Raw genomic sequence first — 17,642 nt, forward strand, 5'->3', positions numbered from 1 at the left:
GCCAACGAGGCCGAGCGCGACCAGAACCCCAGCCGCCCACGATCTGCCCTGACCCTTTCGCATCACCTTCGTCTCCAGTCAGCCCAAGCCAAATCGAAACCGTCTGCGCTGGGTTTACCACGCACCCGTGATCACGATACCGCTGCCTGTCGGACCGAGATGCGGGATCACCTGCGCCCGCGTTACCCCACTGGCCTGCCGTGGCGCCGTCCAGTAGTAGATGAGCGTCGCCGCCCCGATCGCCGCGGCGCCCCCGAAGCAGCCCCACGCAGCCTTGGTATAGGTCCACGCATCCTTGCGCGCGCTCCAGAGCTCCCCGCATTGCGCGGCGTTCTGGCCATTCGCACACGCGGACGGGCCATCCTTATTCTCCAGCACGACGTGCAAGTCTTCCGCCTGGCTCTCCTTGTTCAGCGAGACGATCCCGAACACCGCCCCGAGGCCCGCAGCGACACCCGTCAGCGCGATGCCGGTATACAGCAGCGGCTTGCTGGGTCCGCTCGTATCCCCCGGATTCGCCGGCATCCGCGGCGCGATCTGCCCGTTCCCCGCCTGCTCTGCCGGCGCTGCCGCCTGCGCAACCAGCCGCAAGCTCACCGTCGCCGTCGCCCCCGCCTTCGCCGTCACCCCGCGCTTCTCCGGCACATGCCCGTCGAGCCGCGCGCCTACCTCATGCTCGCCCGGGTTCAGGAACACCGGCATCCGCAGCGGCGCCTTCCCCACCGCCGCCCCGTCGACCGTCACGTCGGCCCCTGCCGGCTCCACCTCCACCGTCACCTGCGCGACCTTCGCCAGCGCCTCCTTCAGCGACTGCTCGGCGCGCCGCCGCTGCTCCACCTTCGACGCGGGGGCCTCGCGCAGGTACCACGTGAGGTGCTCCGCTGCCTCGCGGTACTTGCCCAGCTTGAGCTCCGCGACGCCCAGGTTTGAGGCGATCTGATAGTGCTCCTTGAGCCTCCACGCCGCGAGGAACGAGACGTGCGCGTCGCTCCACTTCGATGCATTGGCCGCCTTCACGCCCTCGTCGAAGAGCTCCCGCACCTTGTCCGTCAGCGCATCGTTCTCGGTCTCGGCCGCAGGCGCCGTGGACGTCGGCTGCTGAGCAAGGCTCGGCGAGGCGAGCAGGGCGAGCGCCACGCCGGTCATGCTCAGCAGAGACGGCTTCTTTCTCATCCGCATCAGAACTCCAGTTCCTCTTCGGGCAACGCTGTCGACGGCTGGCGAGAGGACGGCGTCTTACCAGGGGTCCTCTTCGAGGGCTGCTTCGCGGTGGAGGCACCTGGCGCCTTCGTGTTGCCGCGCCGCCCCTGCGTCGTCTGCGCTTTCTCGCTCCCCGGATCCTGCTGCTGCTGAGCTTCAGGCTGCGCCGCCGACGGCTGCTGCTTCTTCTCCTCGACCGGCGAGCTCGCCCCCGGCGCGGCGCTGGCCGTCGGGGCCGTGCGCACCTCCGGCGTGCTCGCCGTCTCAGCCGGCCCTGCCACAGGGCCCCCATCCTGGTTCGCCGGAGGCATCCGCTGCACCAGGACCGCCGCCACCGCCGCCAGGCTCGCCAGACCGAGCCCGACGATGGCCCAGAGCCACTTCCTCGACGACGCCGGCTTCTCGATGATGACCGGGATCTCATCGGCCAGATCGCCGCGCATCGGCGCCGCCTGCGCCGGAAGCACCGGCACCGCTGGCGCCGCCAGCCCCACCCCCGCGGGCGCCGCGGCCCGCACCGTGCCCCCCAGCAGCTTCTCCGTATCGATGACCAGCGTGCCCTTCGGCCCAACCTGCTGCGCCGCCGACATCGACGCCGGCCCCGCCGACCCCGCCGCCGCGCCGACCCCCGCCTCCGCCCATCCGCCGCCCGCCCTTCCCGGCGCGTGCGCGTCGTTCCGCCCGAGCCCCACGCCCCGCTGCGACGGCGGCACCGACCCCCCCGCCCGCCGCTCCTGCAGCGCAGCCCCCGGCATCGCGCCCCCCGCGCCATGCACCGGCCCCGTCCCCGCGTGCTGCGCCGCGAACCGCTCCCGCCACCCCCCTCCGAACTGCGGCTTCTCCTCCTGCTCGCCCTGCGGCCGCGCCCCGAACATCCCCCGCGCGATCTCCCCCTCGTCCTCCGCGACCTCCTCGATCCGGATCAGCACCCCGTGCCGCTCCTCCATCGAGACATCGCGCTCCCTCACGAACCGCACCGACACCCCGCCCGGGATGTCCGCCTCGCGCCCGCTCGTGATCGACGTCCACTTGATGTTCGACCGGTAGAGCACCGTCGCGATCCGCGCCGCCGCATGCGCGATCGCCCCGAACGGCTCATCGTGCTTGTGCACGATCACCACCCGCTTCGGCAGCGTCCCCTCGTCGGCCACCCAGTCCCACGTCGCGTTGCTCCGCCGGAGGTACGGCAGATCCCCGTACTCCTCGACGTACCGCTCCAGCACGTGCGGCACCCGCTCCGGCGCCTCCCGCACCGCGCCCACATACTCGCGGTAGAACATGCCAGCGGACGAGTTCAGCTCGGTCGCGTTCATCACGTGCCGGTAGAACGTCGCCGACGCCTCCAGCAGCGTCGCATACCCGAGGTCCCGGTCCACCGCGACGAGCCCGTGCGCGAACGGCGGATTCCCCCGCCCAGCGTGGTCGACCGCCCCGCCGATCCGGAACCCGAAGATCAGCCCCACCGCCCCGTGACCAGGCTCGTGCTGCGTGTCGTCGCGCGACAGGTTCCCGATCGCGAACGCGTGCGTCGCCCCCGTCGCGGGCTCGATGTACTTCATCAGCCGCGCCAGGTGGCTGAAATGCGTCGTCGTGAGGGGCCCTTGAGGCACCTCCGGGCAGTACATGAAATCGATCTGGTGCCCCGGGATGTTCCCGTGCAGCACGTGATACCACGGCGCGTCCGCCGGCGCGCGGTACCGCGGGATCACATACCCCGAGGCGCCCTCGCTACCGTACATTGGGCCTGACCTGCTGCGGCAGCTGCGGGGCAGGGAGCTGCGCGGTCCGCGACAGCGCCGGATTCGGACCGATGTCCGCCTTCATCCGCTGGAGCAGCTGCGGATCATACGCGTTCTTCGGGAGGATCCGCTCCACGAAGTGCGAGAACAGATGATGTGTGCTGTGCCCGTAGCTCGCCGACCCGACGAGCACGCGAATGTCAATGTGGTTCTTGTACCGCTCGAGGCTGTCGATGAGCGGCTTGTAATACCCGCGCGCCTCCCGCTCCACCTCAGCCGGCGTCCCGGACAGAACATCGGACTTGTTGATGAACAGCACCACCGCCTTGCAAGACGCCAGCGTCTTCGGGCTGAAGAAGAACTGGAGCGACTGCGGCTGAAACTCCCGGAGCTGCTCCTGGATCCGCGACGGCTCGAGCTTCTGCCCGTCCTTGCCCGCCAGATCCACGACCATCAAGAGCCCATGGATCTCCTCCATGATGAGCTCCTGCTGCGCGTCCACGATGTGCTCGCCGCCCCAGTCGCCTACCTCGAAGACGTGCTCGGTCAGCACCTCCTTCGTGAGCACATGGCTGACCGTCCGCTCGTAACGCTCGATCTTCGTCCCCTGCAGCGTGCCGAGATCCACGAGCGGATTCGCCCACTTGAGCGTGAGCGACGTCTTGCCGGTCCACTTGATGCCAAGGGTCAGGATCTTGTACCGCTTCTGCGTGATCTTCGGCCGGCTCTCGAGCTCGCTCTTGTACCAGTCGATCTCCTTCTGCTGGGCGTCGAGCCAGTCGACCTTCTGCCGGTCCTCGCTCCGCGCGATGTCGAGCGACTGCTGGAGCTGCCCGTACTGCGACCGCACCTGATCCAGCTGGCTCTTCGCCTGCCGGAGCGCCTCGATGTGCTGGTTCGCGTCCTGGAGCTGCCGCCTCAGCTGCGTGGCCTGTATCAGCAGGAACACGGCGCCTGCGCCGCACGCCACCGCGATCAACCCGAGCACAATCGGTAGAACAACTTGCATGCTCACAACCCTCGCGCCCCGCCGGGCGGCTCTCCCAAGCTGTCCTGTCCCGTGCGGCCGGAAGAACGGCCAGCGCGGGCCGGCCTGAATCCTGAGCTCTCATCAGACCACGGCTCGCCGCAGCGTACAAGTCCGCGGTAATCCCCGACACGAGCCGCCCCTGCACCGCCCCGCATGGCCCCACACACCGCAGCCCCGCGCCCGTGACGCCAGCGTGCGCCAGCCCCGCACCCCACCGCGGCCTCGCCGGCGACGCCCCGCCGCCGGCCGGAGGCGCGCCACCGCCAGCCTCTCCCGCTCACCGCACGCCGCCGCCCTTGCGCGTCACCCGCGGCAGCGCCGTCCTCGTCTCCGGCGCGAGATCGAGCGTGTCCCGCTCCCCGGCCGCGAGCCGCAGGGCGCCCGCATACGCGATCATCGCCCCGTTGTCCGTGCAGCTCGCGAACGGCGGGACGAACAGCCCGAGCCCCCGCCGCGCGCACGCCGCCGCCATCTGCGCCCGGAGCCCGCGGTTCGCCGCGACGCCGCCCGCGAGGACCACCCGCTCGATCCCCTCGGCCCGCGCCGCCCGCACGGTCTTCTGCACGAGCGCGTCGACCACCGCGCCCTGGAACGCCGCGCACAGGTCGTTCAGCGCCTGCCCCTCCGGACGCCCGCGCTTCGCCACGTGGCGCGCCACCGCGCTCTTGATGCCCGAGAAGCTGAACTCCAGCGACTCCTTGCGCGCCATCACCGCCGGCACCGCCTCCGCCGCGGCCGCCGCGTCCCCGGTGGCCGCGAGCCGGTCGACCACCGGGCCGCCCGGATACCCGAGGCCGAGCAGCTTCGCCACCTTGTCGAACGCCTCGCCCGCCGCGTCGTCGCGCGTCGCGCCGAGCTCCCGGATCGCGCCGAGCGCCGGACCATCCACCCGGTAGATCGCCGTGTGCCCGCCCGAGGCGAGCAGCGCCACGTACGGGAACGCCGGCCGCTCGTCCGACGCGGGCGGCGCGGGCGGCGCGTCCGGCGCGGGCGGCGCGTCCGGCGCGGGCGTCGAGCGCGCGCCGTCCCGCCGCAGGAACACAGCGAGCAGGTGGCCGACCAGGTGATCGACGCCGACGAGCGGCTTGCCCGCCGCCCACGCCAGCCCCTTCGCCGTCTGCAGGCCGACGAGCAGCGCCCCCGCGAGCCCCGGCCGCGACGTCACCGCGACGCCGTCGAGGTCCGCCGCCGTCACGCCCGCGCGCGCCAGCGCCTCGCGCACGACCGGGACCACCGCGCGCGCGTGATCGCGCGCCGCGACCTCGGGCACGACGCCCCCGTACGGCGCGTGCAGCGCCACCTGGCTGCGCACGACGTCCGAGAGGACGTCGCCGCCCTCGGTGACCACCGCCGCCGCCGTCTCATCGCACGATGTCTCGATCCCTAGAACCCGCATGTCCCCGTCCGCCGCGTCAGCCTGAAGTTGCCGAACACCTGCCGCTGCCCCGCCGCAAGGGGCTCGCCCGAAGGGAGCGGCGCCTGGCCCGGCCGGAGCAGGCGGACCTCGACCGACTCGTCCGTGCGCAGCGACAGGATCGCGACGAGCGACTCTGCCCCGGGATCCGCCGCGCTGACCGCGTAGATCGCGTTGCGCTCCCGGCCCTCCCCGAACTCCAGCCGCGACAGCGGGTCGTGGGCGAGCGCGCCGATCGGCCGGAGCGGCGCGCCGTCGAGCAGGCGCCGCTCGGGCGTGGTCCCGTCGGGCGCCTCGTAGGTCCACAGCGCGCCCGGCGGGTCCGGGCCGTCGAGCGCCTCCGCGTCGAGCGAGAGCCGCATCTGCACGCGCGGGCTCAGGCCGGCGCGGAACGCGCCGCCCAGCGTGATCGCGCCGCAGTAGGCCTCCCCCTCGGCCGTCGAGAACCGGCTCGCGTCGTCGCAGCCGGCCGCGCCGAGTGCGCCGGCCAGCGCGAACGAGGCGAGCCGCGGCGCGAGCGAGGCGAGCCGCGGCGCGAGCGAGGCGAGCCGCAGCGCCACGCGCCGCGGCCCGGGCAGGGGGCCGCTGCTCAAGGCGCGGCGCTCCGCATCAGCTCCGCCGCGGCCTGGCGTACGCGCGGCTCGGGGTCGCGCGCCGCGAGCTGCTTCAGCACCGGCGCCGCCGCCGCGCGGTCCGCCGAGGCGAGGGCGCGCGCCGCCGCCTCGCGGACCAGGGCATACGCGTCGGAGCGCGCCGCCGCGCCGAGCGTCTCCGCGACCTGGCTCGGCCTGCCACCGGCCGCGCCCGCGCCCGCGCCCGGCGCGCCGAGCCGGCCCAGGGCCTCCGCCGCGCGCACGCGCAGCGGCCAGCTCGTCGAGCTGCGCAGGAGCTCCGAGACGGCCTCGATCGTCGGCCCGTGCCGGACCGCGCCGAGCGCCGACAGCGCCGCCCGCCGCACGCTCTCCTCCGGATCGCCGAGCGCGTCGACCACCGCGGCCTGCGCCTCCGGCTCGGGCCGGGTCGCGAGCAGCTCCACCGCGCGCGTGCGCACCTCGATCGCCGGGTGCCGCACGAGCGCCACGAACCCGCTCACGACCGCGGCAGCGACCCCCTCGACGGCGGCCTCGACCTGCTTCCTCAGCTCCGCGCCGAGCTCCGCCCGCCCGTCCGTGAACGGCGCGAGCCCGAGCGCCGCCCCGCCTACGCCGGCCACGCGCTCGCCTCCCGCGCCCGCGGCTGCCGCCCGCGCGCCGCGCGACCCGCTCGACAGGATCGCGTCCGCGACGACCAGCGCCCGCTCCGGCGACGTCGCCACCGCGGCGACCGCGGCCCGCTGGAGCGCCGGGCCGAGCGCGACGAGCGCCGCCGCGCGATCCTCGGGGCCGAACGGATCCGGATCGAGCCCCGCGAGCACGTCCTTCACCGTCAGCGCCCCGTCCGGCACCGGCAGCGGCTCGCGCGTGCGCGGGTACACCCGCCGCGTGAGCGCGACCGCCGCCGACACGGCGGCCGCGCGCAGCGCCTCGTCCGACGAGAACGCGCCGGCCGCGATCGCCTGCGCGGCCCCTCCCGAGGCGAACGCCTCGGCCTCGCCCGGCCCGCCGCCGCTGCCGCCGCCCCTTGATGCGCCCCCGCCGAGCCGCGCGAGCGTGAGGAGCGCCGCGCGGCGGAGCTCCGGCTCGCTCGAGTCGGCGAGCGACATGAACAGCGCCGGCCCCTCGCCCCCGCCCCCGAGCTCGCCCAGCGCCCGCACCGCGGCCGCGCGCGGGATCGAGCCGGCCTCGGGCGCCCGCGCGACGGCGGACAGCGCGGCCGCGTGCTTCCGGTCGTGCGTCAGCCCGAGGCCGACCGCGGCGATCGCCCGCACCTCCGGCGCCGGCGACGAGAGCAGCCGCGCGAGCAGCGCCTCCGCCCGGGCCGCCGCGGGCCGGGCCCCGCCCGCCGCGAGCCGCGCCACGCCCCAGGCCGCGGCGACCGCGACAGCGTCGTTCGGCAGCACGCTCGCCGCCGCGTCCCTCGGCGCGAGCATCTGCTCGTAGCGCTCCAGCATCGCCGGGTCGCGCAGCGCGCCGCACGCGATCATCGCGCGGGCGCGCAGGCCCTTGTCCGCCTGCCCGATCGCGAAGTTGTAGAGCGCCGGACCGGCGCTCTTGTTCTCCACGTAGGCCAGCACCTCGATCGCGATCTTCTGCTGCGACTCCTTCTCGTCCGCGAGCGCGTCGAGCAGCGGCTTCACGGCGCGCGCCCCGATCTTCGCGAGCTCCGCGCGCGCGCCCGCGCTCGCGGCGCGGCCCTCGCCGCGGACCTTCTGCATCAGCGGCAAGGTCATCGCCCCGTACAGCTCCACGAGCAGCCGCCGGTAGAGCGGCTTCTGCGGGTTGCCGACCGCGACCGGCAGGAGCTCGCGCTCGAGCACCTCGAGCGAGCCCCGGCCGAGGTTCACCTGCATCGACATGCGCGCCGCGCGCGCGACGAGCTCCTCGTCGTTCGACGCCCGCACGACCCGCCGGAACAGCCGGTCGGCCTCGTCGGACTGCCCCGCCGTGAGCAGGAGCTCGGCGAGGTCGAAGTACACCGGGAACAGCCGGTCGTTCTTCGCGAGCGCCTGCCGGTACTCGGCGATGGCGCGCGGGAAATCCTGCCGCCGCCGGTACATGTCGCCGAGCTTCTGGTGGCCGCTCGCGTCCTCGGGCGACAGCTCGACGGCCCGCGCGGCGTACCGGATCGCGTCGTCGTCGCGGTAGAGCTCCGCGGCGTACTGCGCCATGCGCTGGTAGAACTCGCGCGCGCGCTTCGGGTTCACCTCGACGAGCTTGCCCAGCACGTCGATGGCGCCGAGGAGGTTCTGCTGGAGCACGAGCACGCGCTCCAGCGCGAGGAGCGAGTCCTCGTCGCCCGGCGCGGCCTGGATGAGCTTCCGGAGCGTGGCCTCGGCGTCGGGCAGCCGGTGCAGCTTGCGCTGCACCTCCGCGAGCAGCCGCCCCGCCTCGAGGTCGGGCGGGGTCGCGTTGAAGCGCGCGGCGAGCGGCGCGACGCGGCTCGGCAGCTCGCGGGTGAGCGACCAGAGGCTGACGATGTGGGTCCGCGCCTCGCGCGCGAGCAGCTTGTCGTTGCCCGCGCCGGCGAGCAGCTGCTCCCAGAGCTCGCGCGCCTCCGTGTACCGCGGCCCCGCGTTGCCGAGCGAGCTCGCGGTGCGCTCCAGCGCGATCGCCAGCGCCTTCTTGTGGCGGCTGTTCGCGGGCTCGAGCTGCGCCGCCTCCCGGAGCGAGGCGAGCGCCTCCGCCACCATGTCGTGGTCGAGGTACACCTCGCCGAGCGTGGCCGCGGCGCGCGCCCGGTTCGGCACGACCTGCTTGATGCGCGCCCAGGTCTCCAGCGCCTTCTTCTTGTCGCCCGCCTGGAAGTACCTGTCGCCCAGGTCGACGAGGTGGCTCGGATCGCCGCCCGCGGCCCCCGCGAGCCGCTGGAGCACCCGGAGGGCCCGGTCCTTCTCCTCGACCCGCTCGTAGAAGTCGGCGACGGCCGCGAGCGTCTCGGGGTCGCTCGCGACGCGCCCCTCGAGCTGGGTGAGCAGGGCGAGCGCCTTGGGCCGGTCGCCCCGCTGGATGAGCGTCTCGCACAGCTCGAACACGAAGTCCGCGTTGTTCGGCGCCGCCTTGATCAGGAGCTCGTACTCGCGGATGGCGGTGTCGAGCTCGCCGGCGGTCTGGAGCAGGTGGACGAGCCGGAGCCGCGTGTCGATGTGCTTGCCGTCGAGCGCGAGCGCCCTCCTGTAGATCGCGATCGCCTTGTCGACGTCGCCGGTCTCCTCGTAGAGCGCGCCCAGCGTCGCGAGCCGCTGGAAGTCCTGCCCCCGCTCGGCCTCGAGGATCGCGATGAGCTCCGCGAGCTTCCCCTCGGCGCGGAACGCGTCGGTCATGATGAGCAGGATCTCGGCCCGCACGCCCGCGGCGCTGCCGGCGATGGCGAGCGCCCGCTTCAGCACGGCGAGCGCCTCGTCCATCTTCTTCTGCCGGGCGAGCGCCTGCCCGAGATCGCGCAGCGCCGGCGCGAGCGCGCGGTTGTCGCCGGCCGCGGCCTTCACGAGCTCGCGGAACTCGGCCTCGGCGCGCGCGTGGTGCCCGCGCGCGGCGAGCTCGCGCCCGAGCTCGGCCTTCACGAAGAGCGAGCCCTGCGCGTTCTTCACGAGCGCCTCGTGCTGCGCCTTGGCCCCGTCGAAGTCAGAGAGGTCGAGGCTGAGCGCGAGCAGCGTGCGCCGGGTCTGCTCCACGTCCGCGGGGACCTTGAGCAGCGGCAGCGCCTTCTCGTAGTGCGCGCGGGCGCGGGCCTTGTCGCCGCGGTCCGCCTCGAGCTGGGCGAGCGCCATGATCGCCGCCGGGTCCTGGGGCCGGTCCGCGATCGCGGCCTCGTAGGTCTTGATGGCGTCGTCGTAGCGCCCGTCCTGCTTGTAGACGCCGGCGAGCACGACCTTGGAGGCCCAGGCGTCGGCCCCTGGCTGCGCCGCGCGGCGCTCGAACTCCTCGACGAGCTTCTTCAGGTTCCCGTCGCGCTCGCGGTAGAGCTGGGCGAGGCGCTGGAGGGGGAACGGCGCGCTCGGCTGGCTCATCACGATGGCCGTGTAGCGGGCGATCAGCGCGTCGTTCGACGGGCCGCCCCGCTTCGCGTCGCCGGCCTCGGCCGGGTCGGGCTTCGCCTGCGGCTCCTGGGCGGCGGGCTGCGGCCGCGGCCCGGGCTGCGGCTGCCGCCCGGGCTGTGGCCTTCCGGCGGGGCCCGGCTTGCTGACGCCGGGCTTCGGGGCCTTCGGCTTGGGCCGCTTGCCGCGGCCGGACGGATCGAAGTCCGCGGCCTCGGCGCGCGGGATCGCGAGCGTCGCGGCTGCGGGGATCAGGACCGCGAGGCAGCCGGCCAGGACGTGGGATCGCACCGGGCTAGGGTAGATCGGCGGTGCGCGGCGGGCCATCCGGAGCGGCGGCGGCGCCTTCAAGGAGCGGGCGCGATGTCGGCAGAGCGGCGCGCCGGGGGCCGGACTGCTGAGCTCAGCTGGCGCGTCCCGCCATCCTGGCGGGGCGCTTGACGCGCAGGGGGCGGCCGGGGACAGTCCCTGCGCGCCGCGAGCCTCCCATGTCCTTCGTCCCCGCCCTCGGTCAGTCCGACTTTCGCGAGCTCCGCCGGGCGGGCGCCGGCTACGTCGACAAGAGCTCCTTCATAGGACAGCTGCTGGCCGATCCTGCGCACGTCGTCCTGTTCCCGCGGCCGCGCCGCTTTGGAAAGACCCTGAACCTTTCCACCCTCGCGTACTTCCTCGGGAAACGCGATGAGGATCTGTCGCCGCTGTTCCAGGATCTCGCCGTCTGGAGCGACCCGGCGGCCCGGGCGCATTTCCAGCAGTACCCCGTCCTCTTTCTCACGTTCAAGGACATCAAGACCCGCTCCTACGAGACCACGCTGGATGCGATCCGTACGGAGGTGCGGCGCCTCTACAGCCAGCATCAGGATCTGCTGCAGGCCGATGTGCTCCGTGCCGACGAGAAGCGACACTACGAGCACATGCTCGTCGGCGAGATAACCGAGGAAGATTGCCGTCAATCGCTGAGGGAGCTCTCTGATTACCTCGCGCGCCACCACGGCCGCAAGGTGGCCATCCTGATCGACGAGTACGACACCCCGATCCAGTCCGGCTACCTGAACGGCTTCTTCGATGAGGTGACGCTGTTCTTCCGGAACTTCTTCTCTGCCGCGCTCAAGGACAACCCCTCTCTCTTCAAGGGCGCCCTCACGGGGGTGCTGCGGGTCGCCCGGGAAAACCTCTTCTCCGGCCTGAACAACATCGTCGTGTCGTCAATTCTGAGCGATCGTCGCTACGCGACCTCCTTCGGCTTCACCGAGGCCGAGGTCGCCACCGTCCTCGAGCAGGCGAGGCCCGACGGCGGCCCCGCAGGGCAATCCGCGCCGGCGCCTCCGCCCGAGCCGCCGCGCCTCGACGAGGTCCGGGCGTGGTACAACGGGTATCTCTTCGGCGGCCAGGTCATCTACAATCCCTGGTCGATCCTCAACTGTGTGGCCAGCGGCGCCCTCCGGCCGTACTGGGTCAACACCGCCTCGACCGATCTGCTCCAGGATCTCATCGCCCGGCGGGGACTCGGGTTCTCGGGCGAGACCGAGGCGCTCTTGCGGGGCGAGCCGGTCGAGGCCCGCATCGACGAGAACCTCGTCCTGCGCGACCTGGACCAGCAGCCGGAGGCGCTGTGGAGCTTCCTCCTCTTCGCCGGCTATCTCACGACCACGGCGGTGCGGGAGGAGCTCGGCGAGATCACCGCCTCGCTCGCCATTCCCAACATCGAGGTCCGCGTCGCGTACCGCGACCTCTTCCGCTCCTGGCTCCGGCGAGGGTTGCCGGAGCGGCGTCACGCGGAGGAGCTGCTCCGCGCGCTGCTCGGCGGCGACGCGCCGACGCTCGAGGCGCTGCTCGAGCGGCTGCTCGTCACGGTGATGTCCTATCAGGACCCCGCCGGCCGGGAGCCGGAGAAGCTCTATCACGGCTTCGTCCTGGGCCTCCTGGTGCAGCTCGAAGGCGAGTACGACGTCCGCTCTCACCGCGAGTCCGGCTTCGGCCGCGCGGACGTCCTCGTGCGGCCGCGGGCGCCGGGGCGTCCAGGGGTCGTGCTGGAGCTCAAGGTGCCCCAGCGGGACGAGACCCCCGAGCAGGCGCTCGCGGCCGCCGCGCGGCAGGTCCGCGACCGCCGTTACGCGGCGGAGCTGGTCGCCGCCGGCGCAACGCCCGTGCACGAGCTGGTCGCCGTCTTCGATGGAAAACGCGCGTGGGTGAGGAATGTCGATGAGGCCCTCTCCGGTGCAATGAAAGGACGCTCGCAGGACTGACCGCTTCGGACGCACGTTACGTGCGAAGCCTCACCACCTGCCCGCCTTCACGCCGGCGCCGGTCGACACACTCCACGCCGCCCTGCGGAGGTTGCCTCGCTCACAGCAACATTTGCTGCCTGGAGGACCGCCGGTTCTGGCTATCCTGGGCCCCTGCGATGGGCTGGTCCGACGCACCGCACAGGCGAGCGCTGCGGCTCCCTGAGCCGCCGCAGGGGTACCGCTGATGCGCGCAGGTGACGTCGTCGGAAACCGCTTCGAGATCGAGGGGCACGCGAGCGCCGGCGGCATGGCGCAGATCTTCCGCGCCCGCGACAGGCTCACGGGCGAGCAGGTCGCGCTGAAGGTCCTGCAGCGCACGGGCCCCCAGGAGACGCACCGCTTCATCCGGGAGGCCCACGCGCTCGCCGCGCTCCGGCACCCGGGCATCGTCGCGTACGTCGCCCACGGCACGACCGAGGGCGGCGAGCTCTACCTCGCCATGCAGTGGCTCGCCGGCGAGACCCTCGCCGAGCGCTTCCTCCGCGAGCCGCTCACCGTGCCCGAGAGCCTCGCGCTCGGCGTGCGCGTCGCGTCCACGCTGGGCGCGCTCCACCGGCTCGGCATCGTCCACCGCGACCTCAAGCCGAGCAACCTCCTGCTCGTCGGCGGCTCCGTCGACGAGGTCACCCTCCTCGACTTCGGCGTCGCGCGCGTCGCGGAGGGCGGCCAGGAGCTCACCATGCCCGGCGTGATGCTCGGCACCCCCGGCTACATGGCCCCCGAGCAGGCGCGCGGCGAGGTCGCCATCGACGCGCGCGCCGACGTCTTCGCCCTCGGCTGCGTCCTCTACCGCTGCCTCACCGGCCGGCCCCCGTTCGTCGGCAACGACGGCCTCTCCGTCCTCGTGAAGGTCCTCCTCGAGGACCCGCCGCGGCTCCGGGAGCTCCGCGGCGAGGTCCCCGCCGCCGTCGACGACCTCGTCACCCGCATGCTCGCCAAGGCGCCGCGCGATCGCCCCCGCGACGGCGCGGCGGTGGCCGCCGAGCTCGCGTCGCTCGGCGACCTCGCGCCCGGCTCGCGGCGCGGCATCCCGTCGCCCGCCGGCGGCCCGACCCCGGAGCTCACGACCGGCGAGCGCCGGATGATCTGCCTCATCCTCGCCCGCGACGGCGCGCTCGACAGCGACGCGACCCGGTCCGAGGGCGAGGACGCGCTCCGGGTGCGCGCGCTCAGCGCCCTGGCCGAGCGCCACCAGGGCCGCCTCGAGATCATCGAGTCGCGCTCGCCCGTCGTCGTGCTGTCCGGCGCGATCGCGCCCACCGACCTCGCCACCCGCGGCGCGCGGTGCGCCCTGGCGATGCAGGTGCTGCTCGGCGGCGCGCCGGTCGCGCTGGTCTCGGGGCGCACCGAGATCTCCGCCCGCTCCCCGATCGGCAAGCTCATCGATCAGGCCGCCGCGCTCCTCGCCGGCGAGGCGGCGCGGCCCGGCGTCGTCCGCACCGATGAGGTCACGGCCGCCCTGCTCGGTGCGCGGTTCGATGTCGGCGCGGACCACGCCGGCCACCTCCTGCGCGGCGAGCGCGACGACCTCGAGGTCGTGCCCCGCCTGCTCGGCAAGCCGACGTCGTGCGTGGGCCGCGACCGCGAGCTGTCCCTGCTCGAGGCGACGTTCGTCCAGTGCATCGAGGAGCAGACCCCGTCCGCGGTGCTGGTCACGGCCCCCGCCGGCATGGGCAAGTCGCGCCTGCGCACCGAGCTGCTCCGGCGCCTCCGGGCGCGCGGCGAGCCGATGGAGGTCTGGATCGCGCGCGGCGATCCGATGAGCGCCGGCGCCGCCTTCGGCCTGCTGGCGCAGGTGCTCCGGCGCGCGCTCGGCGTCGCCGACGGCGCGCCGGCGCCCGCGGTGCAGCGCGCGATCCGCGAGCGCCTCCGCCGTCATGGCGACGACGGCGCGCGCATGGCGCCCTTCCTCGGCGAGCTCCTGGGCGCGCCGTTCCCGGACGAGGACAGCGAGGCGCTCCGGGCGGCGCGCCGGAGCTCGCTGCTCATGGGCGATCAGCTGCACCTCGTCTGGGAGGAGTTCCTGCGCGCCGAGTGCGCGGCGCAGCCGGTGCTGCTCGTCCTCGAGGACATGCACTGGGGCGACCTGCCCACGGTCGCCATGATCAACAGCGCCCTCCGCAACCTGCGCGACGCGCCGTTCATGGTGCTGGCGCTCGGCCGGCCCGAGGTGCGCGAGATGTTCCCGAAGCTGTGGGCCGGCCGCGGCGTGCAGGAGGTCGAGCTCACCGGGCTCTCGCGCCGCGCCAGCGAGCGCCTCGCGCGCCAGGCGCTCGGCAGCGCCGCCACCGAGGAGGTCGTCGCCACGCTGGTCGAGCGCGCCGACGGCAACGCGTTCTTCCTCGAGGAGCAGATCCGCGCCGCCGCCGAGGGGCGAGGGGCCGCGCTGCCGGAGACGGTGCTCGCGATGGTGCAGGCGCGGCTCGAGGCGCTCGATCCCGAGGCGCGGCGCGTCCTCCGCGCGGCGAGCGTCTTCGGTCAGAGCTTCCGGCCGGGCGGCGTCGCCGCGCTGCTCGGCGGCGCCGACGCCGAGGTGGCGCACCGGCTCGCCGAGCTCGTCGAGCGCGAGGTGATCCTCCCGAGGCGGCAGCCTGGCCGGGTCGGCGCGCGCGGCGCCGGCCTCCTCTCGCCGGCGTCGTCGGCGCGCGGGGCTGTCGGCGACGAGTCTGCCCGAGAGGCCCCGCCGGCCTGCGTGGAGGCGGAGCCTCTCGGACAGAGCCCGCCGGGCGAGGCGGGCGCGCTCGAGGCCGAGTACAGCTTCCGGCACGGGCTCGTGCGGGAGGCGGCGTACGGGGCGCTGACGGACTACGACCGGCAGCTCGGCCACCGGCTGGCGGGCGAGTGGCTGGAGGGGGAGGGGAAGGGCGACGCGGCGGAGCTCGCGGAGCACTTCGAGCGCGGCGCCGAGCCGGGGCGGGCGTCGGCATGGTACCGGCGCGCGGCGGAGCAGGCCCTGCGCGGCAACGACCTCCTCGCGGCGGTGCGCCACGCCGAGCGCGGCGTCGCGTGCGGCGCGCTCGGGGCGGATGCGGGCGGGCTGCTCCTTGTCGAGGCGGAGGCCCGCGTCTGGCGCGGCGATTTCGCCATCGCCGAGCAGCGCGCGCTCGACGCGGCCGCGCTGTTCGAGCCGGGCTCGCCGTCGTGGTACGCCGCGGTCACGCAGGTGGTCATGGCCGCCGGCAAGCAGGGGGCCCTCGACCGTGTGGAGTCGTGGGTGATGACGGCGCGCGGCGCGGCGCCGGCGGGCGGCGCGCTGACGGGCAGGGACATCTGCCTCGTCGAGGGGGCCCTCTGGCTCGTCTTCGGCGGCCGCTACGCCGCGGCGGACGCCATCGTCGCTGCGCTCGAGCGCAGCGAGGAGGAGGGCCGTCGGCTCGACGTCGAGGTGCTCGCCAGGCTCTACGAGGCGCGCGCCATCCGCGCGATGACCTCCGGCGACCCCGGCGCCTGCCTCGAGGGCATCGAGGCGGCGCTCGCCGTGTTCGAGCGGAGCGGCGACCGCCGCAACGCCTGCTCGCTGCGGGTGAACCTGGGCGCGATCACCATGGAGCTCGGCGACTACGAGGGGGCCGAGGCCGCGCTCCGCGCCGCGCTCCGGGCGGCGGAGCAGATGGAGCTCACCGATCTGGCCGCTTTCGCCCGCAGCAACCTGGGCAACGTGATGATCGCCCGCGGCGATCTCGACGAGGCCCGCCGCGTCGTGGCGGAGGCGATCGCGACGTTCCAGCGGCTGGGCGATCCGAGGGCCGAGGGCGTCGCCCGCGCCTACCTCGCGAGGGCGGCGCTGCTGGGCGGAGATCTCGGCGCCGCCGAGGCCGAGGCCCGCGCGGCGTCGGAGCTCCTCCAGAGCGCGCCGCCGCTGCGCGCCGCGGCCTGGGCCCTGTCCGCGCGCGTGCTGCTCCGGAAGGGCCTCGCCGACGAGGCGCTCGCGCTGTCCGGCGAGGCGCTCTCCCTGCTCGAGTCGCTCGGCGCCGTCGAGGAGGGCGAGACGCTGATCCGGCTCGTGCGCGCCGAGGCCCTCTTCGCGAGCGGCAGGCGAGACGAGGCGATCGCCGCGATCGCGAAGGCGCGCCACAGCGTGCTCTCCCGCGCCGGGCAGCTCTCGAATCCTCGTTACCGGGACCGCTTCCTCGCCGCGCTCGATAACAGCGAGACGCTCGCGCTGGCGGCGCGGTGGATCGGCGATGGCGAGGCGCCGTGAGACTGCGATCCACCGTACATGGGATTCTCTGATTGCATCTCCGCAGTCGCAGACGCGCCGTGAGACTGCGATCTAGCGTACAGAGGATGTCCCCGACGTGTCCCTGCGATCGCGAGCAGCTGTAACGCTGCGATCCGCGGTACGTAGGATTCCCTGCTCACGTCTCTTCCGGGGTCTGCGCGCAGCCCACGACCGCGCCTGCCCGACCGCTACGGCGCTGCCCTAACGACGTCAACGCAGGCGTAGATTCTTCAGCTTTCGCCTGAAAACCCGTTGAGGAAAACCCTGATGCGTGTTTCATTCGGGTTGAGGGGGCTATGCGAAATCGTATCGAACTAGCGATCTCGATCCTCGGCCTGGTGAGCGTCTGTTTGCCGGCCTGTATCGGTGAAGCAGATTCCGAGGAGGAAGACAGCGGTACGGCGGCGCAAGAGGTGTTCACGCGCAATGCGTTCACGAACAACGCTCTCAAGGCCAACGCGCTCACGACAGACAGGCTCGCGACGGCGGCGCTCACGGGCAACCCGCTGACGAGCGACGCGCTCGCGCGCAGCCCCGAGGTCATGAGCGCGCTCGGGGACCCGCTGGCCCGCGAGTTCTTGACCTACGCGGCGGGCTGCGGGCTCCCGGCGGAGCAATCCGTGGAGGTGTCCATCGACGGCGTGACCCACGTCTTCAAGGGGGATATCGGCCTCTCCCCCGAGTGGGGCCGAGCCCACGGGCAGTGCAACGCCCGCTGCCAGGGTTGGATCTCGGCCTGCATGCTGGCCAGGATCAATTACCTCGGCGAGAGCCTCCCCATCTCGATGCGCGGCAAGAACAAGGCTCTTGACCTGGATCCCGAGGAGAGCGAGACCTTCCCGAACCGGGAGGGCGCCTATTTCGGCGATCTCTTCGCCGCGGAGCAGGTCCGGTTCGCGTGCAGGTCGCCCGGCTCGACGCTCATCCGCCGCGTGTGCGGCGGCACGGGCGTGGACACGGAGGGCTGCATCGTCGACGTCCTCGGCGAGTGCGACGACGTCTGCGGCCGGCCGGCGTCGGACGGCAGCTTTCCCAACTGCGTCGGCGGCGGCCATACGATTCCGACGACGGTGACCATCTTCCGCGAGTGATCTCCCTCCGGTAGCTGCGCGCGCG

At 73.7% G+C, this 17,642-nt stretch carries 9 protein-coding genes; 3 read left to right on the forward strand and 6 right to left on the reverse strand.

From position 1 onward, the window contains the following. Nucleotides 1-114: 114 nt before the first annotated feature. From WME85_RS10730 to WME85_RS10755, 6 genes are all read right to left on the reverse strand, one after another. A complete protein-coding gene (locus tag WME85_RS10730) occupies nt 115-1,179 on the reverse strand; it encodes a PEGA domain-containing protein (RefSeq protein WP_437837500.1) in 1,065 nt (354 codons plus the stop codon). Next, a complete protein-coding gene (locus WME85_RS10735) occupies nt 1,179-2,939 on the reverse strand; it encodes a hypothetical protein (protein WP_437837501.1) in 1,761 nt (586 codons plus the stop codon). The genes WME85_RS10730 and WME85_RS10735 overlap by 1 nt, the downstream gene beginning before the upstream one ends. Further along, a complete protein-coding gene (locus WME85_RS10740; RefSeq protein WP_437837502.1) occupies nt 2,929-3,948 on the reverse strand; it encodes a hypothetical protein in 1,020 nt (339 codons plus the stop codon). The genes WME85_RS10735 and WME85_RS10740 overlap by 11 nt, the downstream gene beginning before the upstream one ends. A 298-nt stretch (nt 3,949-4,246) precedes the next feature. Then, nucleotides 4,247-5,365, reverse strand: coding sequence for a tRNA (adenosine(37)-N6)-threonylcarbamoyltransferase complex transferase subunit TsaD (tsaD, locus tag WME85_RS10745; RefSeq protein ID WP_437837503.1), 1,119 nt, complete (start codon nt 5,363-5,365; stop codon nt 4,247-4,249). Then, nucleotides 5,353-5,976, reverse strand: coding sequence for a hypothetical protein (locus WME85_RS10750; RefSeq protein WP_437837504.1), 624 nt, complete (start codon nt 5,974-5,976; stop codon nt 5,353-5,355). Before WME85_RS10750 ends, tsaD begins: the two co-directional genes overlap by 13 nt. Then, nucleotides 5,973-10,307 carry a tetratricopeptide repeat protein gene (locus WME85_RS10755; RefSeq protein WP_437837505.1) on the reverse strand — a complete coding sequence of 1,445 codons (4,335 nt, stop codon included), beginning with the start codon at nt 10,305-10,307 and terminating at the stop codon, nt 5,973-5,975. Before WME85_RS10755 ends, WME85_RS10750 begins: the two co-directional genes overlap by 4 nt. 197 nt (nt 10,308-10,504) lie before the next feature. On the opposite strand from WME85_RS10755, the gene WME85_RS10760 reads away from it, so the two are divergent. The 3 genes from WME85_RS10760 (at nt 10,505) to WME85_RS10770 (ending at nt 17,617) form a co-directional block, all read left to right on the forward strand. Beyond that, nucleotides 10,505-12,262 carry an AAA family ATPase gene (locus WME85_RS10760; RefSeq protein WP_437837506.1) on the forward strand — a complete coding sequence of 586 codons (1,758 nt, stop codon included), beginning with the start codon at nt 10,505-10,507 and terminating at the stop codon, nt 12,260-12,262. A gap of 226 nt (nt 12,263-12,488) precedes the next feature. Further along, nucleotides 12,489-16,505, forward strand: coding sequence for a protein kinase domain-containing protein (locus tag WME85_RS10765; protein ID WP_437837507.1), 4,017 nt, complete (start codon nt 12,489-12,491; stop codon nt 16,503-16,505). A 317-nt stretch (nt 16,506-16,822) separates the two neighbouring features. Further along, complete coding sequence (locus WME85_RS10770; protein WP_437837508.1) at nt 16,823-17,617, forward strand: hypothetical protein; 795 nt, start codon at nt 16,823-16,825, stop codon at nt 17,615-17,617. Nucleotides 17,618-17,642 lie beyond the last annotated feature (25 nt).

Source organism: Sorangium sp. So ce1153, from assembly GCF_051521595.1.
Lineage (GTDB): Bacteria > Myxococcota_A > Polyangia > Polyangiales > Polyangiaceae > Sorangium.